This window comes from Geomonas diazotrophica (assembly GCF_018919385.1).
In the GTDB taxonomy this organism is placed as follows: domain Bacteria; phylum Desulfobacterota; class Desulfuromonadia; order Geobacterales; family Geobacteraceae; genus Geomonas; species Geomonas diazotrophica.
Window position 1 is genome coordinate 113,280 of sequence record NZ_JAHLMF010000004.1, and the last position, 21,126, is coordinate 134,405.

Here is a 21,126-nt window from a genome sequence, read left to right on the forward strand (position 1 = left end):
TGGCCGGAATGCTGAAAAAGCCGCCAACTGCCAGCAGCAAGCCCCTACCCCCTAGCCCCCTGTCCACTGGCCGGCAGCGTCAGGGTGAAGCGGCTCCCCTTCCCTAGCTCGCTCTGCACGCCGAGCCTGCCACCACAGGACTCGGCTATCCGCGCTGCGATCGCCAGCCCCAGACCGGTCCCCTTCCCGGGCTCCTTGGTGGTGAAAAACGGATCGAAAACCTTGCTCAGCAGCTCCGGAGGCATCCCCTCGCCGTTGTCCGCCACCTCGATGACCACTTCGGCTCCGGAGCGCCTCCCCTTTAGCCACAGGTTGCCCCCCTTCGGCATTGCGTCCCGCGCGTTCACGATGAGGTTGATCAGCAACTGTTCGAGCTGGTGCGGGTCGGCGTGCACTGCGGCAAGCCCGTCTTCGACCTCGACGGATACCTCGAGGTGCTTCAGCACGCCCTGGCCTGCCAGCAGTTCCACCACCTTTTCCAACAGGGTGCGTATCTCCACTTCCTCCCACTGCACACGCTTGGGACGGGCGTAATCCAAAAGCCCCCGCACGATGCGGTCGATACGCCTTGACTCCTCATCGATGCGGCGCAGGTAGTCGGACTTTTCCGGGTCGGCGGCCAGCTCATCGGCGAGGATGGTGCCGTACCCCATGATCGCGGCAAGGGGCGTGCCGATCTCGTGCGCCATCCCGGCAGCCAGGAGCCCGACGGAGGCCATCTTTTCGGAACGAACCGCCTCGTTTCTCGCCTCGACCAGCTCCTTGTTGGCCCACTTCAGCGAGGCGACCTTCTCCTCGACCTCCACCCTCTTCTCCCGAAGCGCAACCATCATGCTGTTGAACCCGTCCGAGAGCTCGGCGACCTCGGAGCTCCCCGCCACGTTGACGGAAACACCGAGATCCCCCGCGGTGATGCGACGGGTGGCCGAGAGAAGACGCTTGATGGGCGAGACCACGGTGCGGGACAGCAGGTAGGATCCGAAAACGAGGAGCAACAGGAAGTCCAGGGCGAAGTAGGCGAGGAACAGGTGCCTGGACGTGGACAGCCGATCCTGGACCGGTTGCAGCGACAGCGTGAGGCGCGCGGCCCCGACCACCTTCCCCTGCTGCACGATGGCGACGTAGCAGCGGCCGCTCGTCTTGTCCGGGGAGATCTGGAAAAAGGACCGCCCGCTGGCCAGGACAGCGAGAAGGTTGCTATCCGTATCGCTGCCGTCGGCAACCGCGTAGAGCCGCCGCCCCCCCTGGTCGACCACCACCAGCCCGGCGAAACTCCGGTCGCGTCTCAGCTGCTCGAGATACTGCACTACCTGGCTTTCGGGGTCCGGCGGGGCCAAGGGACGCGGCAGGGCCGACACGATGGCGGCCAGGAGCTGCTTGGCGTCCTCTCCCTTCTGGGCCAGGAGGTCGTTTTCGGAGGTTTTGAAGGAGATCAGAGAGAGGAGGGCCCAGGTGAGCACGAGCAGCATGCTCAGGGCGGAGAGGATGTAGAAAGTGAGGCTGAACCGGAATGGTCTCATAGCCGCCGCTTCAGCTTCCCACGTTCAGGTACCAGTTGATGATGCGCCTGCCGTAGAAGACGTACAGCACGGCGCCCCCCGCGAGGAACGGGCCGAACGGTATGGCGAGTGTGGAGTCCTTCTTGCGGATCAGCATGAGGGTGACACCTATGATCGACCCCAAAAGGGAAGACACGAAGACGATGAACAGGATCGATTTCCAGCCGAGGAAGGCCCCCATCATGGCCAGGAGCTTCACGTCGCCCCCTCCCATGCCGTCCTTCTTGGCGACGACCTGGTAGATCCAGGCGATGAGGAGCAGGCTGCCGCCTCCGGCAATGATGCCGATCAGGGAGTTGAGCCAGCCCAGCTGCGGGATGAAGAACGAGATGAGAAAGCCGAGGACGATGCCGGGCAGGGTGATGCGGTCCGGGATGATCTGGTGTTCCAGGTCGATGAAGGTGACCACGACCAGGGCGCTGCAGAATACGAAGAGCACCCCGAAGTAGAACAGACCGGTGAACAGGAACTGGACCGGGGCCCCTTCCTCGAACAGACGCTGCGGGAAGAACTTGAAGAAAAGGGCCAGGGAAAGTAGGCCGTTCAGGAGCTCGACCAGCGGGTACTGGATCGAGATGCGTGCGCCGCAGGAGCGGCACTTTCCCCCGAGCAGCAGGTAGCTCAGGATCGGGATGTTGTCGTACCAGCGGATCTGGTAGTCGCACTTGGGGCAGTGCGACGGGGGTGACACCACCGACTCGTCGTGCGGCATCCGGCAGATGCAGACGTTCAGGAAGGAGCCTACCACGGCCCCCAGCAGGAAAGCGAATACGGCGTAGATGATGTAAGGAGTCAAGGAAACCTCTTAACGGCCGTTCTAGGTTCTACGTTCTAAGTTCTACGTGAAAAGCCCTCCTAACTGCTCCTGTGACAGCGGCAAGGACAACTTAGAACATAGAACGTAGAACCGGTTTTTGGTCTACTTGAGCCTCAGGATCTTCTCCAGGCTCTCCTGGAGGAGCTTCTTCTTGTTGCCGAACTCGGCGATCTTCTCGCGCTCCTTCTCGACCACGTCGGCGGGCGCACGCTCGATGAAGCTCGGGTTCTCCAGTTTCTTGGAGAGGAACTCGATGTCCTTCTCGATCTTGGCGATCTCCTTGTTGAGACGCTTCTCTTCTTCCTCGACGTTCACGAGCCCCTTGAGCGGCACGATGATCTCGACGTCGCCTGCCACCTGCAGCGAGGCCTCGGCGGGACGCTCGATCCCCTGCCCGATGGCAAGGTCGGAAAGACGGGCGAGGCTCATCACGTAGACCTCGTTCTTCTTGAGCAGCTTGAGGCTCGACTCGGACTTGCAGTCGAGGATGGCGGCGATCTGCTTGCTCGGGGCAACTTCCATCTCGCCCCTGATGTTCCTGATCCCCTTGATGACTTCCATCACCAGTTCCATCTCGACGGCGGCGGAGGCGTAGCCCGCCCACTCCTCGCGCGGGGTCGGGAAGTCGGAGATCATGATGGAATCGGCGGCGCCTTTCTTCTTGGGCAGGGCCTGCCAGATCTCCTCGGTGATGAAGGGCATGAACGGATGCAAAAGGCGCAGGAGGTTCTCCAACACCAGCCAGAGCACGTATTTCGCCGCCGCCTGGCGCTCGGCGTCACCCTTGTAGAGATCGTCCTTGGCCAACTCGATGTACCAGTCGCAGAACTCGCTCCAGGTGAAGCGGTACAACTCGCTGGCCGCCTCGTTGAAACGGAACCCGGTCAGCGCCGAGTCCAATGAACCTGCAGCCTCGTTGAGGCGGTACAGGATCCAGCGGTCCGCGTTGGAGAGCTTGAGCGACTCGACATCGACCTGATCCGGATCGAACCCTTCCAGGTTCATCATGGCGAAACGCGATGCGTTCCAGATCTTGTTGGCGAAGTTGCGGTAGCCGGCGATCCTCTCCTCGGCGAGCTTGATGTCGCGCCCCTGCGCGGCGAAGGCAGCCAGGGTGAAGCGGAAGGCGTCGGTGCCGTAGGCGTCGATGACGGTCAGCGGATCGATCACGTTCCCCTTGGACTTGGACATCTTCTGCCCCTGCGCGTCGCGCACCAGGGCGTGGATGTAGACGTCGGTGAAGGGGACCTCGTCCATGAAGTGCAGCCCCATCATCATCATGCGGGCCACCCAGAAGAAGAGGATGTCGAAGCCGGTAACCAGGCAGGAGGTCGGGTAGAAGGCGGACAGCTCCGGGGTCTTTTCCGGCCACCCCATGGTGGAGAAGGGCCAGAGGGCCGAGGAGAACCAGGTGTCGAGCACGTCGGTTTCCTGGCGGATCTCGTCGGAGCCGCACTGGCTGCACGCGGTCGGGTCTTCCTTGGCCACGGTGATGTGACCGCAGTGGTCGCAGTACCAGGCGGGAATCCGGTGTCCCCACCAGATCTGGCGCGAGATGCACCAGTCGCGGATGTTCTCCATCCAGTCGTAGTAGGTGTTTTCCCACTGCTGCGGCACGATCTTGGTGCGCCCGTCCTTGACGGCGCCAAGGGCGCGCTCGGCAAGCGGTCCCACCTTCACGTACCACTGCAGGGACATGTACGGCTCGACGACGGTCTTGCAGCGGTAGCAGCCGCCGACGGAGAGGGCGTGATCCTGGATCTTCTCGAGAAGTCCGGCAGCCTCGAGGTCGGCCACGACCTGTTTCCTGGCGGCGAAGCGGTCCATCCCCTCGTACTGCTTGCCGGCGGCGTTCACCACGCCGGACTCGTCGAAGACGTTGATGCGGTCGAGGTTGTGCCTGAGGCCCATCTCGAAGTCGTTGAAGTCGTGCGCCGGGGTGATCTTCACCACGCCGGTGCCGAACTCGCGGTCGACGTAGTCGTCGGCGATGACCGGGATCTCGCGGTTCACCAAGGGGAGCATGACCTTCTTCCCGATCAGGTGGCTGTAGCGCTCGTCCTCGGGGTGCACGGCCACGGCGGTGTCCCCCAGCATGGTCTCGGGACGGGTGGTGGCGACCACCACGTACTCGTCGCTCCCCACCACCGGGTAGCGCAGGTGCCAGAGGTTCCCCGCCTTGTCCTCGTGCTCGACCTCGATGTCGGAGAGCGCGGTGTGGCAGCGCGGGCACCAGTTGATCAGGCGGTTGTCGCGGTAGATCAGTTTCTCCTGGTACAGGCGCACGAACACCTCGCGCACCGCCTTGGAAAGCCCGGCGTCCATGGTGAAGCGTTCGCGCTCCCAGTCGCAGGAGGCGCCGAGACGCTTCAACTGTCCGATGATCTGCCCGCCCGACTCACCCTTCCACTGCCAGACCCGCTCGATGAACCCTTCGCGGCCCAGTTCGAAACGATCCTTCCCTTCGGCGGCGAGCTGGCGCTCGACCACGTTCTGGGTGGCGATCCCGGCGTGGTCGGTGCCCGGCATCCAGAGCACGTTGTAGCCGCTCATCCGCTTCCAGCGGCACAGGATGTCCTGCAGGGTATTGTTCAGGGCGTGCCCCATGTGCAGCACGCCGGTGATGTTCGGGGGGGGGATGACGATGGAGTAGCTCGGCTTGTCGGAGGGGACGACGGCATGGAAGTACCCCTTCCCTTCCCACTCCTGGTACCACTTCTGCTCAACGCTTTTCGGCTCGTAAACCTTTTCCAGCTCTTTGTTTGCCATCTAATCTACCTCATTTTAAAAATGCTCTAGCAGGGTTGGCCCTGCACAGCTTGAAATCTTCGTTAGCGCCTGCGCGCCAGCCCGCCCGAGGTCCCCTCCTCCCTCCGGGAGAGGGTGACCGAAGGCCGGGTGAGGGAGACGCCGCCAGGGACATCGCCTATCGCATCGCCCTCACCCCGTCCCTCTCCCGGGGGGAGAGGGTGGCTAGGCCATTAACGGTGGGAGTGCCCCAGTATGAAAAAAGGGGATCGTAAAATCCCCTGTTTCATAAGCGGATGCGCGTAAGACGTCCGCCTTAGTCGCGTACGCCGCTCTTCAGTTTTCTGATTTCTTCCTTGATGATCACCTCGGCCAGATCGGGGACCACTTCCCAGACGATTCGCTCGATCACCTCGCGGGACACCTTGGAGAGTGCGGCCACCAGTTGGTCCTCGGTCAGTTCGGCAACGGCCGCGGGCTGCGGGGCTGCGGCCTGAACGGGCGTCACTGCGGCGGGGGCCGCAAAGACGGGTTCGGGCTGTGCCGCTGCAGCAGGCGCTGCGGCCTGCGGCGCGGGTTCCTCCGCCTCGAACTCGAAGGGCTCGTACTCCGGCACCCCGAACGCCTCGGCCTCGGCCTCGGTCTCGGCCTGCGCGGGTACCGCCACCGCGGCTTCCGGCTCCTCGCTGAAAGCGAAGAACTCCTCCTCGCTGACGGTGAGCGAGGAATCAACGGCCGGCTCCTCCAGGTCGAGCGCCGGGCCGGTCTCTTCGATCTCTTCGGTTTCGTCGAAGTTGAAAATCTCTTCAGCCTCGAACTCGGACTCGTCCGCCGCCTCCGGCTCCACCACTCCGAACAGCTCGGACGGCGCCTCAACGGCAGCGGCGGGAGTCTCCTCCTCCAGCTCGAAGGCACCCCACAGGTCGTCTTCCATGCTCGCCTCGACCGGCTCCACCTGCGCGGCAGGAGCGGCGGCTGCAACCGGGGCCTCCCAGGCCGGCTCTGGCGGAGCGGCGGGGGCCTCCCAGGCGGGCTCGGTTTCGATGCCGACGCTCTCCCAGATGTCTTCCTCGGCGGCAGCCGGAGCAGCGGCGGCCGGTGCTGCGGCTACCGGGGCGGCTGCGGCCGGGGCCATGGCGTCCAGGGAGGAGAGATCGCCCCAGATTTCCTCGGCTGCGGGAGCCGGGGCTGCCGGCTGTGCCACCGGGGGAGCGGTCTTTCTGGTCTTGCCCAGTTCCAGCATCTCCTTGACCCTGTCGATCAACTGCTGCGATTCGAAGGGCTTGGAGATGGTGGCATCGGCACCGCATTCCCGCGCCTTCTCCTCGTCCAGCGGCTCGAAGGCGCCGATCAGGAGGATGATGGGGACCGCGCCGAGCACGGGGTCGCGACGGATCTCGGCGCAGACCTCGTAGCCGGTCTTGCCGGGCATCAGCGCGTCGACCAGCATCACGTCCGGCTTGGTCTCCCGCGCCTTCTCAAGGGCAGCAGTACCGTTGTCGACAACGGTCAGCTCAAACTCCTCATTGGCGAAGATGATCGCCACGACCTTCTGAATGGTGATGCTGTCATCGGCGAGGAGCAGTCTATTGCCCATCTATCCCCCCTCTACTTAGGAAGCTTACTTCAGGAGTTATTGTTGCCACGACAAATTCGAGTCGTCCGGCTGATACAGAGCTGATCCGGGAAGTGCTCACAGGATTTCTCGTGCGTAGGACAGACAGAAATGGCAGTTCGTAATCAGGCGCAAATACATCCAGTATGACACTAAAAATGGTAAAAAAAGCTAGCATAAAGGGCGTAGGGTGTCAAGGTTTTTGCCCTTTCTTATTAATCACTCGTCATTGAAACGGGCCATGTCTCCGAACTCAACGGGAATGCCGAAGATCTGGGCGGCCAGCGTCGAGATATCGCCACGCAACTTGTTGATCTCGTGCACCTTTTTGTATTCAAGACGCGAAGTGAGCAGAATGACGAAGGTGTCGGTGGCCGGGTCGATCCAGATCGACGACCCCGAGTACCCGGTGTGGCCGAAGGAGACCCGGGAGAATCCCTGCCCGCGGGGCGCGGAGAAGGGAGAGGAGATGTCCCACCCAAGCCCCCTGACCACGGTGCCGCCGCGCGAGAAGTAAGGCGCAGTCATCTGGTCCACGGTGCGCTGCGCGAGAACGCGCCTCCCCTCCAGGGTCCCGCCGGAGAGCATCATCCGGCAGAAGCGGGAGAGGTCCCGGGCGGTGGCGAAGAGCCCGGCATGCCCGGCCACGCCTCCCAACTGGCGGCAAAGGTAGTCCTGGGGTTCGCCGAAGAGGACGCGCTCGTCGCTGATCGTTCCGGAACAGCGCCCCGTCTCCTTGGGATGGAAGGCGGTGTCGGCCATCCCCAGCGGACGGTAGAAGGAGACCTGGGCGTAGAGGTCGAGCGGAGCGCCGGTGGCGCGGCGCACCAGCTCCGCGAGCAGGATGAAGTTCAGGTCGGCATAGCGGAAGCGGCTTCCCACCTCCCCCTTGAGCTTCTGGGCGGCGGCGCCCTCGATGGCGCTTTGCATGGGATTCACGCTGGAGAGCGGGATGTCGTCCAGTCCGGAGGTATGGGTCAAAAGGTTCATCACCAGGACCGCATCCTTCCCCTTCCCTGCCAGCTCCGGAAACCACCTGGTTACGGGGTCGAGCAGCGAGATCCTGCCCTCTTCCGCCAGCTTCAGGATGGAGGGGGTGGTGGCGATGACCTTGGTCAGCGAGGCGACGTCGAAGATGGCGTCGGCCGCCATGGGAGGTGCGTCGGGGAACGGGGAGAGGCGTCCGTACGCCTTCTCGAAGAGGATCTTGTCGCGGTTGCCTATGAGGACGACCCCGCCGGCGATGAGGTTGCGTCCCATCGCCTCATTCATCAGCGAGTCGATGCGGGGCTGGTCGGCGGCGCGGCAGGCGGTGGCGAGGAAGATGGCCAACAGACAGCCGCAGATACTGCTCAGCAGGGGGCGCAAGCGCACCCTAAAATACGTGTTCAATCTCAATGTGACTCTCTCGGTCCTTGCGGGGTACTGCCGTGGTTAATTCATCTTGAAGGTGACCGACTTGAGGACCTTCCCCTCGCTGTCCACCGCATCGCAGCGCCAATCGCCGGAGAGCCCCTTTTCGACCACCTTGCGGCTGTAGGTGCGCCAGTGTGCCCCCTTGACCGGCAGCTCGTATTCCGCCACTGCCTCGTCGTTTATGTACCAGATCTGCTTGATGGTGGTGTTGGTATCTTCGGGGGCCGAGAACCTGGTGAAGCAGTAGAGCGCCTTGACCGAGGTGGACGAGATGCGACGGACCGAGTCGATCGGGTTGCCTTTTACGATCTTGGTGGTGACCGCCATCTCGGTGATTTTCAGGTCGCCCGCCCACGACTGGCTCCAGCCGGCGAGGGTTGCCAACAGTACAGCGGTTGCGATCGAAACAATCGTGGTACGGCTCATTGTGCCTCCAGCAGCGTTTGCGGAGAGTGTAGATACCGGCGTTGTGCCGGTGCCGCCCCGGGCGGAAAGCGGCAGCGTCAATAGTATCAGGTCCTGTAGTCGGCGTTGATGCGGACGTAGTCGTAGGAGAGATCGCTGGTGTAGACCACGGCCTCTCCGCCGCCGATCTTGAGGTCGATGGCGACCTTGAATTCCTTTTGCTGCAGCACGCGGGTACCGGCCGCCTCGGCGTCGCCGCCGGCGAAAATGCCGCCGGTGGCCATCAGCACGTCGTCGAAGCGGATCTCCACCCGCTCCTGCTCCACCTGCGCCCCGGAGTACCCGATCGCCGCGATGATCCTGCCCCAGTTGGCGTCCTGGCCGAAGAAGGCGGTCTTGACCAGCATGGAGTTGGCGACGGCGAGCGCGGCCTTCTTGGCGTCCGCCTGGGTCGCGCCACCTTTCACCCTGATTTCGACGAACTTGGTCGCCCCCTCGCCGTCCTTCACGATCAGCTTGGCCAGGGAGAGAAGCAGGTCGTGCAGGAGAGCTGCGAAATCGGCCCCTTCCGGAGTCCCCCCCTTGATGACCGGGTTCCCCGCCGCGCCGTTGGCGAAGATGAGGGCCGTGTCGTTGGTGGAGGTGTCGTTGTCCACCGTGATGGCGTTGAAGGAACCGTCCACCGCCTGGGCGAAAGCGCTCTTCAGGAAGGCGCCATCCACCTCGGCATCGGTTACCAGGAAGGAGAGCATGGTGGCCATGTTGGGATGGATCATCCCGGCCCCCTTGGCGATTCCCCAGATGCTGTAGGGCTTGCCGCCGGCCTCGCCGCTGCGCCTCTCGATCTTCTCGAAGGTGTCCGTGGTCATGATCGCCTTGGCCACGTCGTCCAGCGTGCCATGGTCGAGGCCGTCCACCAGGGGCTGGATCCCCTTCCTGAAGCGTTCCATGGGGAGGGGCTGGCCGATGACGCCGGTCGAGGCGATCAGGAGTTCCTCGTCGGAGAGACCGAGCGCCTCGGCTGTTTTCCTGCCGCACTCGAGCGCGTCCGTCATCCCCTGTTGGCCGGTGCAGGCGTTGGCGTTGCCGCTGTTGACCAGGAGCGCGCGGCACTTGCCGTTATGCGAGCGCTGGCGCGAGATGATCACCGGTGCCGCCTGCACCTTGTTGGTGGTATAGACCGCCGCCACCTGGGCGGGGAAATCCGAAAATATCAGCGCCAGGTCGAGCCGTCCCGGCTTCTTTATGGCCGCCTCGACGGCCGAAAAGCGAAAACCTTTCATAGTTGAACCTCAGGTTTAAGGTTAAGGTTGAGGTTAAGAGAAGCTTTAAACGCGGGTTTTTCTCGACCTCAGCCTGTGAGCGAAGCGAACGGAAACCTCAACCTCGCTTTTTACTTGCCGCAGCACTTCTTGTACTTCTTGCCGCTGCCGCAGGGGCACGGCTCGTTGCGGCCGGCGCTCCGCGCACTCTTGGCGGGGGAGTGGCCCACCGCTTCTTCTTCGTTTTCCTCCACCAGGTTGAAAACCATCTTCTGCGGGCTGGGCTGCTCCAGTTCGTACTGCTCCAGGTCTTCCTCGGTCCCTACCTGCACCCAGAAGATCTTCTCCACCACTTCCTGACGGATCCTGTTCATCATGTCCATGAAGAGCTGGTAGGCCTCACGCTTGTACTCCTGCTTCGGATCCTTCTGACCGTAGCCGCGCAGGCCGATGCCTTCCTTCAGGTGGTCGATGGAAAGGAGGTGATCCTTCCACTGGGTGTCGATGACCTGGAGCATGATCACCTTGATCAGGTGATCCATGAGCTCGTCGCCGAACTCGGTCACCTTCTGGTTGAAACGATCGCGGGTGCCGCTTCTCAGCGTCTCCTCGAAGTTGACCGGGGTGATGCGGTCGAAGAGCTCCGGGGTGAGGTCGAGGTTGAAGCCGAACAGCTTGAACACGGTGTCGGTGATCCCCTGCCAGTCCCACTCGCGCGCCGGGGTGCGGTCGATCACGAAGGCCTGGACCACGTCGGTCACGGTCTCGTCCAGCATGCCGACGAAGCTCTTCCTGATCTCGTTGCCGGCGAGGATCTCCTTCCTCTGGGTGTAGATCACCTCGCGCTGCTTGTTCATGACGTCGTCGTACTCGATCAGGTGCTTCCTGATCTCGAAGTTGTGCGCCTCGACCTTTTTCTGGGCGTTCTCGATGGCCCGGGTGATCAGGCCGTGGGTGATCGCCTCCCCCTCTTCGATGCCGAGTTTGTCCATGATCATGGAGACGCGCTCGGAACCGAAGATGCGCAAAAGGTCGTCCTCGAGCGAGAGGTAGAAGCGCGAGGAGCCCGGGTCGCCCTGGCGGCCGGAACGGCCGCGCAACTGGTTGTCGATGCGGCGCGACTCGTGGCGCTCGGTGCCCAGGATGTGCAGGCCGCCCAGGGCCACCACCTCGTCGTGCTCTGCGGCGCAGATCGGCTTGTGTTTGTCGACGATGGCGTCGAACTGCTTCTTGAATACGGGGAGCACCAGTTCCTGCAGCTCCTCGAAGTCGATTTCGTCATGCTGGTCCAGATACCCGGCGACGGCGGCGGAACTCCCGGGGAAATCCCGCTCCAGTGCCTGGAGCAGTTCCTTGTCTGCCGCCCCCTCACCCTGCGCCTTGGCGAAGGCTTCCACGAAGGCCTCGGCCTTCACCTCCGGCGTGCCGCCGAACTCCTGGCGCGCCAGACCGTCGGGGTTCCCCCCAAGGACGATGTCGGTACCGCGGCCGGCCATGTTGGTGGCGATGGTGACCATCCCCTTGCGCCCGGCTTGGGCCACGATCTCGGCCTCGCGCTCATGCTGCTTCGCGTTGAGGACGAAGTGCGGGATCCCCTCGCGTTTCATAAGCTCGGCGAGCTGCTCGGACTTCTCGATGGAGATGGTGCCGACCAGGATCGGCTGCCCCTTGGCGTGCAGTTCCTTGATCTCGGCGATGACCGCGTTGAACTTCTCGCGTTCGGTCTTGTAGATCACGTCCGGGAAGTCCGGGCGCAGAAGCGGGCGGTTGGTCGGGATGACCACGACGTCCAGCTTGTAGATCTTGTGGAACTCCTCCGCCTCGGTGTCCGCGGTACCGGTCATGCCCGAGAGCCTCTCGTACATGCGGAAGTAGTTCTGGAAGGTGATGGTGGCGAGGGTCTGGTTCTCGTTCTCGATCTTCGCCCCTTCCTTGGCCTCGATGGCCTGGTGCAGGCCGTCGGACCAGCGGCGCCCCGGCATGAGGCGGCCGGTGAACTCGTCGACGATGAGGACCTCGTTGTCGCGCACCACGTAATCCACGTCGCGCTTGAACAGGGCGTGCGCCCTGAGCGCCTGCTGGGTGTGGTGCAGGATCTCCATGTTCCTCGGATCGTAGAGGTTGTCTATCTTGAGGAGCTTCTCGACCTTGAGCACCCCTTCCTCGGTCAGCGCCGCGCTCTTCGCCTTTTCGTCGACGGTGAAGTCGCCGGTGTAGGTCTTGCGCTTGCCGGAGAGGGTGTTGGCCTCGACCTCGATCACCTCGCCCTTCTTGAGCATCGGGATGATCCGGTCGATGATGTAGTACTTGTCCGTGGAGTCCTCGGTCGGACCGGAGATGATGAGCGGGGTCCTCGCCTCGTCGATGAGGATGGAGTCCACCTCGTCGACGACCGCGAAGTTGAACGGGCGCTGGACGTAGTCGGCCAGGTCGAACTTCATGTTGTCGCGCAGGTAGTCGAAGCCGAACTCGTTGTTGGTGCCGTAGGTGACGTCGGCTGCGTATGCCTCGCGGCGCTCCCAGTCCTCCAGCCCGTGCACGATCACCCCTACCGACAGCCCCAGGAATTTATGGATGCGCCCCATCCAGTCGGCGTCGCGCTTGGCCAGGTAGTCGTTGACCGTGACCACGTGCACGCCCTTGCCGGAGATGCCGTTCAGGTAGGACGGAAGAGTCGCCACCAGGGTCTTGCCCTCGCCGGTCTTCATCTCGGCGATCTTGCCGGAGTGGAGCACCATGCCGCCGATCAGCTGCACATCGAAGTGGCGCATCCCGAGCACGCGCTTGCCCGCCTCGCGGCAAACGGCGAACGCCTCGGGGAGCATGGAGTCCAGGCTCTCCCCCTTGGCATAGCGCTCTTTGAACTGGGCGGTCTTGCCGCGCAGCTCGTCGTCGGAGAGCTTGAGCATCTCGGCTTCCAGCTGGTTGATGCGATCCACAATGGGCCAGAGACGCTTCAACTCCCGCTCGTTCTTGCTCCCGACAAACTTCTTTATAAGCGCGCCAAACATCTATGAAATCTCCTTAGCCGTGAAAACAGGATAAAAAAAACAGTGTACGCTACCATAAAAGTGAGAAACCCTCAACTGAAAAGGCGCCTGCTATGGAGGGGATTCCGGGGTTTTAGGAAAAGGTGCAACAGGGGCGGAGGCGACGGCAGGGACGAATAATAATTCGTCCTGATTGTTGCAATCAACGCGGTGCATCTCTATAATGAGCCCGCCAAAGGAGCCAACAGTAGTGGAAACAACACCGTTTAGCGAAGAACTCATCGACAGTCATCTCCTGGTGGACGTCCGCACCCCCCTGGAATTCGAAGAGGACCACATCCCCGGAGCCATCAACGTCCCCCTGCTCACCAACGAGGAGCGGGTCGAGATCGGCATACTGCACAAGGAGTCCGGACCCTACGCCGCGCGCCGGCGCGGTCTCGAGCTGACCGCGCATCGCTTCCCGGAGATGGTGCGGTACATCGCCGACTCCGCCGCGGGGAGGCCCATCCTGGTCTATTGCTGGCGCGGCGGTCTGCGCAGCAAGACGGTCACCTCCATTCTCGACCTGGCCGGGTTGAAGGCCATCCAGCTGATCGGCGGCTACAAGAGCTACCGCCACGTGGTCAGCGAATACTTCACCCCCTACCTCCCCAAGACGCCGCTCATCGTGCTGCACGGCATGACCGGCATCGGCAAGACCACCTTGCTGCAGCTCCTCAAGGAGCGGGGCAACTCGGTGCTCGACCTCGAAGGTCTCGCCTGCCATCGCGGCTCCGCCTTCGGCCAGCTCGGCCTGAACCAGGATCTCACCCAGAAGCGCTTCGAGACGCTTTTGTGGGACGCCTGCCGCAAGGCTCCCGCGGGACAGCCGCTCATCCTGGAAGGGGAGAGCGAGCGCATCGGTCGCGTGTCGCTGCCCGGTGACTTCTACCAGAAGATGGCGCAGGGCATCAGGGTGTGGTGCCACGCCACACTCGAGACCAGGGTGCAGAGACTGATCGACGAGTACGGGCTCCCCGCCTACAAGGATGAGATGGGGGACGCGCTGCAGCGGATCAGAAAGAAGCTCGGGGGGAAACGGTGCGAGGAACTTGCCGGCAACCTCGAGCGCTGGGAGATGGACGAGTTCATGAAGGGGCTGGTCTGCGACTACTACGACAAGGTCTACTACAAGAACCGGACCTGGGAGGCGGACTACCAGCTCGACATGGAGGATTTCGACCATGCCGCCCAAGAACTGGAGCGTTTCCTGGCGCAGCGGTCGGCAGGGTAAGGTCGCGCCGCGATAACCGACCGACGCTGCCGCCGGCGACCAACCGAGGCGGCCGCAGACAACCACCCGAGGCGTCTACCTGTAGGGGCGAATAACCATTCGCCCTGGCGCCCACCGCGGAGCCGCATCTACCTGTAGGGGCGAATAATCATTCGCCCTGGCGCCCGCGGCGCCTCATCTCCCACCGCGGAGCAAGGTGCACCAGCGGCTGGGCAAATGATTATTTGCCCCTACCGGGAACCGCACCCCCTGATCCCTGATCCCTGCCCCCTACAGCCCCTGCCTCTTCACCCTGTACTTCACCACCAGCTCCACCGGGTGGTAGGAGAGCTTCGCCTGCCTGAGCGACTCCTCCCCGAGGTCCTGCTCGCGGTTCAAATAGGTGCAATCGGTGAACAAGAGCCGGGAAAACTCCCGGTCCAGCAGTTGGTACAACCCCTCCATGAAGAGGTCCCCCTTCTCGAAATGGCAGACCGCCGTCTCCCGGTTCAGCCTTTCCCCCAGCGCGAAGCCGCGCACCACGTCATCCACCAGGACCACAACCCCGGAAAGCCCCAGTTCGCGGTACAGCCTGAGCGCCTCCGCGGCCCCCTCGACCTCCCCCTGCACCGAGCCTCCCTGTGCCGCCCCCCGCGGCACGATCTCCGTCCTGACCCGCCCCCACTCCTCGAGCAGGGCCAGCGCACCGGGGAGATGCCCGTCATCGAGGAACTCCACCCGGTGCCGGTGCCGGTTCAGGAAGTAGTTCACCCGGTTTTTCTTCTTGTGGTACTGCTTCCCGTTTAGCTGCGCCATCTCGTCCTTCAGGTGCAGGTAATCGAAGTTGTTGCGGTCCGCAATCGCCTCTACGCCGTCCCCCCCGTCGAGATGGCGCGCGAGGAACAGGTCGTCCGCACCGTACAGGGTAAGTCCAAGGTCCAGCAACTCACGGGTCGCCGCGGCGATGTCGCCGCCGAAGGGTGGAAGGAAATAGGCGGAGCCGTCGTAGCCGCGCCCGAGCGCGACGACCGCGTCCCCCAGGTGCGTCAGCCGGTACTCGTGCACCTTGCGAAACAGGTACAGGTTCGCGAAGGTCAGCTCCGAGATGCGGGGCTGCAACTCGGCAAAGAGCCGGTCCAACAGGGGCTTGTCTTCCAGGGCGATGCCCCGGGTCTGCGGGTAGCGCGGGATCTCCATGTCTCTCTCCAGAAAAAAAACTGTCTCAGTATACTCATTTTTTTGCAGAATTGCGAAAAAATGACTGGCATTTCCCATACCGTATACGGTAGTATCGCGCTTACTCTACCGGTAGTGTTTGCAAAAAGCTGTTTGGCTAAGCTCAAAGCCAGTAATGACAGAGAGAATGCACCTCTCACTCGGATAGAGAATCAGTATGAATGTAGCAAAAAGAAAACGGATTTTCCCGGGGGAGCCGTGCAGAGATATCTCTTCGACTTCATAAAGAACCTGAAACTGCGCTGGAAGATGGTGATCCTGGTGCTCCCCCTGGTGATCATCCCCATCTTCCTGGTCGGCGGCATCATCGGCTACATCTCCACCAAACAGGCCTACCTCGGCATCACCCAGACCAGCAAGGACGACCTGCAGCACATGGCCTCCTTCACCGTCGACCTTTTGAACTCTCATTACCAGCAGTTCCAGGTCTACAAGCAGGACAAGGAAAAGACCTTTCACGAAGAGCTGAAGACGGTGAGCGAGCTGGCCTACAACGTGGTAAAAAGCCAGCACAACCTGCAGAAATCCGGGCGCACCGACGTGGCCGGCGCCATGCGCGAGGCGAGAAACGCGCTCTTGAAGGTGAACGTCGGCAAGACCGGCTACATCTACGCCATGAACAGCCGCGGCGAACTGAAGGTCCACGTGGCCCAGGAGGGCGCCAACGTCTCCGAAAGCCGGGACGAGACCGGCCGCTACTTCATCAAGGAGATGATCGAGAAGGCGCACCGCGCCAAGCCGGGAGAGGTCCTCTACATCGTCTATCCCTGGAAGAACGCAGCCTTAGGCGACAAGTCCCTCAGGAAGAAGGTGGTGGCCTACCGCTACTTCAAGGAATGGGACTGGATCATCGCCGCCGGTGGCTACCTCGAGGAGACCTACGAGGACTCGGCCTTCGAGCGCCGCTCCTTCGAGGCGCTCAAAGAGAAGATCAAGAGCAAGAAGGTGGGCAAGACCGGCTACATCTACGCCATGGACACCTCCGGCAACTTCATGATCCACCCCACCGGCGAGGGAAGGAACTTCCTCAACGCCGTGGACTTCAACGGCCAGCACTTCATCAAGGAGATGTGCGAGAGGAAAAACGGCTGGATCCGCTACCCCTGGAAGAACAAGGGGGAAGAGGCGCCGCGCATGAAGATCGTGCGCTACGAGTACTTCGAACCCTGGAACTGGATCGTCGCCGTCGGCTCCTACGAGGAGGAATTCTACCAGGAGGCTAACGCCATCAAGGGGCGCATCCTGGAAAGCATGGTGGTCCTCACCATCCTGGTCTCGGTGCTGTCGGTGTTCATGGTGCTGCTCGCCTCGCGGGTGATGACCGAGCCGATCAGCCGGATGATCGAGGTGATCCGCCAGGTCAAACAGGGACGGCTGGATGAGACCATGCCGGTCGAATCCGAGGACGAACTGGGCGAACTCGCCAACGCCTTCAACCGGATGACCAGGATCATCAAGCACAACAAGGAGCTGGAGGCCAACCTCGCCCAGCAGGGGAAGATGGCCTCGCTGGGGGTGCTCTCCTCCGGGGTCGCCCACGAGATCAACAACCCGCTGGGGGTCATCCTGGGCTACGCCGCCTACATCGAAAAGAAGCTGCCCCCGGAGGACCCCAACTACAAGTTCATCCACGAGATAAAGCGCGAAAGCAAGCGCTGCAAGAAGATCGTCCAGGACCTCCTCTCCTACGCGCGGACCCCGCAGCCGGTCCTGGAGGAGACCGACATCAACGACCTCCTGGAACAGATCGTAGACTTCGCCGCGAACCACACCGACATGCACCATGTCAGCGTGAAGAAGAGCTTCGACCGCAGCCTGCCGCCTATCATGGTGGACGGCGACCAGCTGCGCCAGGTGGCCATCAACCTGATCCTCAACGCCGGGGCCGCCATGCAGAAGGGGGGAGAGCTGGTGGTGAGCACCGAGCCCGGCGGCGAGGAGTGGGTGAGCCTCAAGTTCCGCGACAACGGCGCCGGGATCTCCCCCGAGCACATGGAGAAGATCTTCGAGCCGTTCTTCACCACCAAGGTGAAGGGGACGGGGCTGGGACTCGCCATCACCAAGCAGATCGTGGAGCAGCATCACGGCAAGATCGGCATAGAGAGCGAGATCGGCGCCGGAACCACGGTCGAGGTGCGCCTCCCCCTGAAAAGGGAAGAGTACTACTAAACAAAACTGCCCGCCCTGCGCGGTTGACGGAGTAGGTCCATGACCAAGAAACGAGTGATGCTGGTAGACAACGAGGAGGGACTCTGCCGGATGATGGAGGCGGTCCTCTCGGACAACGGCTACGCGGTCTCCGCGTTCACCAGGAGCTTCGAGGCCGCCGAGAGCTTCCAGGCCGGCCAGTGGGACCTTTTGGTCACCGACATCAAGATGCCCGGGATGGACGGGCTGGAGCTTTTGCAGCGGGTGAAGCAGAAGGACCCCGCCATACCGGTCATCATGGTGACCGCCTATGCCACCGTGGAGATGTCCATCCAGGCCCTGAGGAAAGGGGCCTACGACATGCTCACCAAGCCCTTCGAGCCCGAGGAGCTCCTGTACCGGGTCAAGAACGCGCTGCAGCACACACGCCTCATGGAGGAGAACCGCGAGCTGCGCGAGGAGCTGGTGGGGCGCTTCAACTTCGGCAACATCATCGGCGCCTCCACCGCGCTCAAGGAGGTGCTGGAGCGGGTGGAGAAGCTTGCCGTGCGCGACACCTCGGTGCTCATCACCGGCGAGTCCGGGACGGGGAAGGAGCTGATCGCCCAGGCGGTGCACTACAACTCCCCCAGGAAGGAGAAGAAGTTCGTCGCCATCAACTGCGGCGCCCTCCCCGCCTCCCTCCTGGAGAGCGAGCTCTTCGGCTACAAGAAGGGGGCCTTCACCGGCGCCACCGAGAACCGGCGCGGCCTGTTGGAGACCGCCGACGGGGGGACCCTGTTTTTGGACGAGGTGGGCAACCTCCCCATGACGGTGCAAAAGACCCTGCTGCGCTTTCTCCAGGAACAAGAGTTCAACCGACTGGGGGACCCCACCCCCACCAAGGTCGACGTCCGCCTCCTGTCGGCCACCAACGCCGACATGAAACAGGCGGTGAAGGCCGGGGAGTTCCGCGAGGACCTCTACTACCGCCTGAACGTGGTCAACCTCCACCTCCCGCCGCTACGGGAAAGAAGGGACGACATCGCCCTGCTGGCGGCGCACTTCATCTCGCTGCAGAACTCGAAGTTCGGCACCCACATCAAGGGGCTCACCCATGACGCCATGGAGGCCGCCGTGGAGTTTTCCTGGCCGGGCAACATCCGGCAGCTCAAAAACGTGATCGAGGCGTGCATCGCCATGGAGAGCAGCGACTACATCACCCTGCCGGTGCTCTCCCAGTTCATCGAGGTGGTCCCCACCGAAACCGCCGGGGAGGCGATCGCCGAGGAGGGTGAATACTCCAAGGCGCTGATGCGCTTCGAGACCGAGTACCTGAGGGGGCTTTTGCGCAAGAACCAGGGGAACGTGGAGGCCGCCGCCAAGGAAGCGGGCACCAACATGGCCACCATCTACCGAAAGATCAAGAAATACGGCATCAGGAAGGACGAGTACAACATCTGAGCCGGTCGGCCGCAGGGACGGCCCCTTTTGCAGCATTGCAAAAAAGGGGGCTGCCCCACTTGCAGGCTTGCAAATTCAGCCCCCCCACCCGCTTCACGCACGCCAACCACCCGTTTTCACGCAGCTTTAAACCGGCACCCCCGAATACCGGCCGCGCGGGAAACGTTAACTCCCGCTGCGCCACCCGTTAATCTTTCTTTGCGATTTTGCGAAAGCCCCCCCTCTCTCCTCCGGCCAACCGCTCCCCGTCAGCGCGCCAACCATTTGAAATTACGTATATATCATGCTAATAAGTCGGTAAACGGCAAATTGGTACGCCAGTTGCTAACACTGTTTACGTCACCCTTTCTTTACGTAGTAAAAGGTATGAGGTCATATGCAGGAAGCTACGGTCTGCCCCTTCTTCGGCAAAAACGATGATTACTGCGACGTGGGCTGCGGGTACATCTCGCCGCACGACGTCAAGCAGATCATCACCTTCTGCAGCTGCCGTTACAGGGAGTGCCTCAAATACCAGGAGCTGTCCGACCGGGTGCCGGCCGGGCAACTCGATTCCCACCTCTGCCTGGTGTAGCCGACGGGTGAAACCGGGCGGGGGCGAATCAAACACTGCAGGGCTGCATTTTCATGGAAAAGGAGAACGGCGATGAGTGAAAAAGAACTTGAACTGCTCTCGAGGCTTGAGGAGTTGGAGCGGCATACCTGGCGCAACTCAGCGATCCTGCGCGCCGTCGCCATGGTAGCCTTCACCGCCATGATCGGAATCGTGATCGCCTCCGGCGTGGTCGGCGGCGGGCGCGGCAGCCACTGGTCCGGGCCGGCCTGGAACACCATGTGGCTCTACGGCCTTTTCGCCGCCAACGCGGTCTCCATGTTCTGGACCACCCACAAGGAATAACAGCGCCTGGCGCCGATTAGGAGGAACGTCACATGCCGATGAGACTGTCAAACGTGATTCTTCTTTTAGTCGTCGTCGTCCTCTGCGCGACCTTTTCGCTGCGGATTTTCCAGGGGCTCGACGAGATGATGGGGGACCAGTACTGGGTGGTGGACACCGCACAGGGCGACCATGGCTGGTACGGCATGGGACTCCTCCCTTACGTGAAGAAGATCCCCAAGGAAGTGGTACAGGCGGTCAACACCGACCCGGACAGCGACGAGAAGTACATCATCTACGCGCAAAACGGGGACTTCGCCGGCAACTCGGTGTACGGCATCTGCCTGGGCATCCCGCTCATCATGTACCTGATCTGGTTCGCCTTCATCCTCGGCTTTCCGGACCGTATCGACCCGTACCTGCTGCCGCGGCGCATCTTCACCCTGACGGTGATCATCATGTGCTCGGTGATCGTTAACCTGTTCCTGATGCGGATCGCCGCCGACTTCGCCCGCGACCCCATGTCCCGCATCGCCAACGTGGCCGGCAACCACGCCTCGCTTTTGTTCCACAACGCGGGGATCTGGTTCGCCATCCTCTTCTCCGCGCTTGGGACGCCGAACCACTCCATGCGCGAGACCGCCGCTCCGGACAGCCGCAACTGGCAGACCCAGGCCAACGAGAAGTTCAACTGGATGTTCGTGCTGCTCTTCGCGGTCACCATCCTCGAGGTGGCCCTGGTCAAGAACAAGCTTGCCCTTCCCGACGCCGCGGTTGACTACTCGGTCTGGATCATCCTGGTGGTAATATTCATGAGGATGTTCGGCTTCTCCCCCAAGTATTGGGTGAAGCGCGGACGCGGCATCGCTATCATGTTCGCCGGGACCCTGATCACCCTCCCCGTCTTCTACCTCTTGGAACGGGCCACCGGGACCCTGGGCGCCGGCTTCGCCTCCCCCATCCTGAGCAAAGCCCTGGGGCCTGAGAACGCGAACATCGGGCTCTCCCTGATGGTTTCCATCTACCTCATCTTCTGGATGGAGTTCGCTGCCGCGATAAGGATGAACGGACCGTCGCGCCGACTGTCAATGGAGAAATAAGCCACGCTACTTCGCGAAATCCATCAGTTCCATGAGGGAAAGCCGACTCAGGCTTTCCCTTTCTTTTTGCAACCGTCGTTGCGATTTACAGTATATATAAAACGCCGTCACATATTATTCCCTATTTAACCCGCTACCGATCCCACCATATCCAGAAATCTCCCCTCACATACCAGCCTTTCACATCACCATCGTCGCCCCTTATCGGTAATCCCTGTCATTAGCAGCTGCATCAACCGAATCTGAAAGCCGTAC

Annotated in this window: 15 protein-coding genes; 6 read left to right on the forward strand and 9 right to left on the reverse strand. The window is 62.2% G+C overall.

From position 1 onward, the window contains the following. Positions 1–44 precede the first annotated feature (44 nt). The 8 genes from KOM00_RS05335 to secA form a co-directional block, all read right to left on the reverse strand. Complete coding sequence (locus KOM00_RS05335; protein WP_216497804.1) at positions 45–1,520, reverse strand: sensor histidine kinase; 1,476 nt, start codon at positions 1,518–1,520, stop codon at positions 45–47. Positions 1,521–1,530: 10 nt separating this feature from the next. Continuing rightward, the gene (locus tag KOM00_RS05340; protein ID WP_216497805.1) at positions 1,531–2,355 is read right to left on the reverse strand and encodes a prepilin peptidase; all 825 of its coding nucleotides are present in this window, start codon (positions 2,353–2,355) and stop codon (positions 1,531–1,533) included. Positions 2,356–2,478: 123 nt separating this feature from the next. Further along, positions 2,479–5,145 carry a valine--tRNA ligase gene (locus tag KOM00_RS05345; protein WP_216497806.1) on the reverse strand — a complete coding sequence of 889 codons (2,667 nt, stop codon included), beginning with the start codon at positions 5,143–5,145 and terminating at the stop codon, positions 2,479–2,481. 295 nt (positions 5,146–5,440) lie between these two features. Continuing rightward, entirely contained in the window at positions 5,441–6,721 is a 1,281-nt protein-coding gene (locus KOM00_RS05350; protein WP_216497807.1) for a response regulator, read from the reverse strand. Positions 6,722–6,958: 237 nt separating this feature from the next. Then, complete coding sequence (locus tag KOM00_RS05355; protein WP_236026757.1) at positions 6,959–8,107, reverse strand: serine hydrolase domain-containing protein; 1,149 nt, start codon at positions 8,105–8,107, stop codon at positions 6,959–6,961. Positions 8,108–8,173: 66 nt separating this feature from the next. Beyond that, on the reverse strand, positions 8,174–8,581 hold the full coding sequence (locus KOM00_RS05360; RefSeq protein WP_216497809.1) for a DUF2914 domain-containing protein: 408 nt from the start codon (positions 8,579–8,581) through the stop codon (positions 8,174–8,176). 86 nt (positions 8,582–8,667) lie between these two features. After that, the gene (argJ, locus tag KOM00_RS05365; RefSeq protein WP_216497810.1) at positions 8,668–9,843 is read right to left on the reverse strand and encodes a bifunctional glutamate N-acetyltransferase/amino-acid acetyltransferase ArgJ; all 1,176 of its coding nucleotides are present in this window, start codon (positions 9,841–9,843) and stop codon (positions 8,668–8,670) included. Positions 9,844–9,953: 110 nt separating this feature from the next. Next, positions 9,954–12,833: a preprotein translocase subunit SecA gene (gene secA, locus KOM00_RS05370; protein ID WP_216497811.1), complete on the reverse strand. Its 2,880-nt coding sequence runs from the start codon at positions 12,831–12,833 to the stop codon at positions 9,954–9,956. Positions 12,834–13,062: 229 nt separating this feature from the next. Between secA and mnmH the strand changes: the two genes are divergently transcribed. Beyond that, positions 13,063–14,088 carry a tRNA 2-selenouridine(34) synthase MnmH gene (mnmH, locus tag KOM00_RS05375; RefSeq protein ID WP_216497812.1) on the forward strand — a complete coding sequence of 342 codons (1,026 nt, stop codon included), beginning with the start codon at positions 13,063–13,065 and terminating at the stop codon, positions 14,086–14,088. A gap of 270 nt (positions 14,089–14,358) precedes the next feature. Here the strand turns inward: mnmH and KOM00_RS05380 are convergent, their stop codons facing one another. Next, entirely contained in the window at positions 14,359–15,264 is a 906-nt protein-coding gene (locus KOM00_RS05380) for a DUF2156 domain-containing protein (RefSeq protein ID WP_216497813.1), read from the reverse strand. A gap of 237 nt (positions 15,265–15,501) precedes the next feature. On the opposite strand from KOM00_RS05380, the gene KOM00_RS05385 reads away from it, so the two are divergent. The 5 genes from KOM00_RS05385 (at position 15,502) to KOM00_RS05405 (ending at position 20,871) form a co-directional block, all read left to right on the forward strand. Beyond that, a complete protein-coding gene (locus KOM00_RS05385) occupies positions 15,502–17,472 on the forward strand; it encodes a cache domain-containing protein (protein ID WP_216497814.1) in 1,971 nt (656 codons plus the stop codon). 39 nt (positions 17,473–17,511) lie between these two features. Continuing rightward, positions 17,512–18,894, forward strand: coding sequence for a sigma-54-dependent transcriptional regulator (locus tag KOM00_RS05390; RefSeq protein WP_216497815.1), 1,383 nt, complete (start codon positions 17,512–17,514; stop codon positions 18,892–18,894). Positions 18,895–19,270: 376 nt separating this feature from the next. Next, positions 19,271–19,468 (forward strand): hypothetical protein, encoded by a 198-nt coding sequence (locus tag KOM00_RS05395; RefSeq protein ID WP_216497816.1) that lies wholly within the window; start codon positions 19,271–19,273, stop codon positions 19,466–19,468. A 72-nt stretch (positions 19,469–19,540) separates the two neighbouring features. Further along, positions 19,541–19,792, forward strand: a complete 252-nt coding sequence (locus tag KOM00_RS05400; RefSeq protein WP_012529954.1) for a hypothetical protein — start codon at positions 19,541–19,543, stop codon at positions 19,790–19,792. A gap of 32 nt (positions 19,793–19,824) precedes the next feature. Further along, positions 19,825–20,871: a hypothetical protein gene (locus tag KOM00_RS05405; protein WP_216497817.1), complete on the forward strand. Its 1,047-nt coding sequence runs from the start codon at positions 19,825–19,827 to the stop codon at positions 20,869–20,871. The last annotated feature ends 255 nt before the right edge of the window (positions 20,872–21,126 follow it).

What these genes read in the sequence shown, in the direction of transcription:
- KOM00_RS05390 (WP_216497815.1), top strand. Translation starts at nt 17,512, where the DNA reads ATGACCAAGAAACGAGTGATGCTGGTAGACAACGAGGAGGGACTCTGC.
- secA (WP_216497811.1), bottom strand. Translation starts at nt 12,833, where the DNA reads ATGTTTGGCGCGCTTATAAAGAAGTTTGTCGGGAGCAAGAACGAGCGG.
- KOM00_RS05405 (WP_216497817.1), top strand. Translation starts at nt 19,825, where the DNA reads ATGCCGATGAGACTGTCAAACGTGATTCTTCTTTTAGTCGTCGTCGTC.
- KOM00_RS05335 (WP_216497804.1), bottom strand. Translation starts at nt 1,520, where the DNA reads ATGAGACCATTCCGGTTCAGCCTCACTTTCTACATCCTCTCCGCCCTG.
- argJ (WP_216497810.1), bottom strand. Translation starts at nt 9,843, where the DNA reads ATGAAAGGTTTTCGCTTTTCGGCCGTCGAGGCGGCCATAAAGAAGCCG.
- KOM00_RS05345 (WP_216497806.1), bottom strand. Translation starts at nt 5,145, where the DNA reads ATGGCAAACAAAGAGCTGGAAAAGGTTTACGAGCCGAAAAGCGTTGAG.
- KOM00_RS05380 (WP_216497813.1), bottom strand. Translation starts at nt 15,264, where the DNA reads ATGGAGATCCCGCGCTACCCGCAGACCCGGGGCATCGCCCTGGAAGAC.
- KOM00_RS05360 (WP_216497809.1), bottom strand. Translation starts at nt 8,581, where the DNA reads ATGAGCCGTACCACGATTGTTTCGATCGCAACCGCTGTACTGTTGGCA.
- KOM00_RS05350 (WP_216497807.1), bottom strand. Translation starts at nt 6,721, where the DNA reads ATGGGCAATAGACTGCTCCTCGCCGATGACAGCATCACCATTCAGAAG.
- KOM00_RS05395 (WP_216497816.1), top strand. Translation starts at nt 19,271, where the DNA reads ATGCAGGAAGCTACGGTCTGCCCCTTCTTCGGCAAAAACGATGATTAC.
- KOM00_RS05400 (WP_012529954.1), top strand. Translation starts at nt 19,541, where the DNA reads ATGAGTGAAAAAGAACTTGAACTGCTCTCGAGGCTTGAGGAGTTGGAG.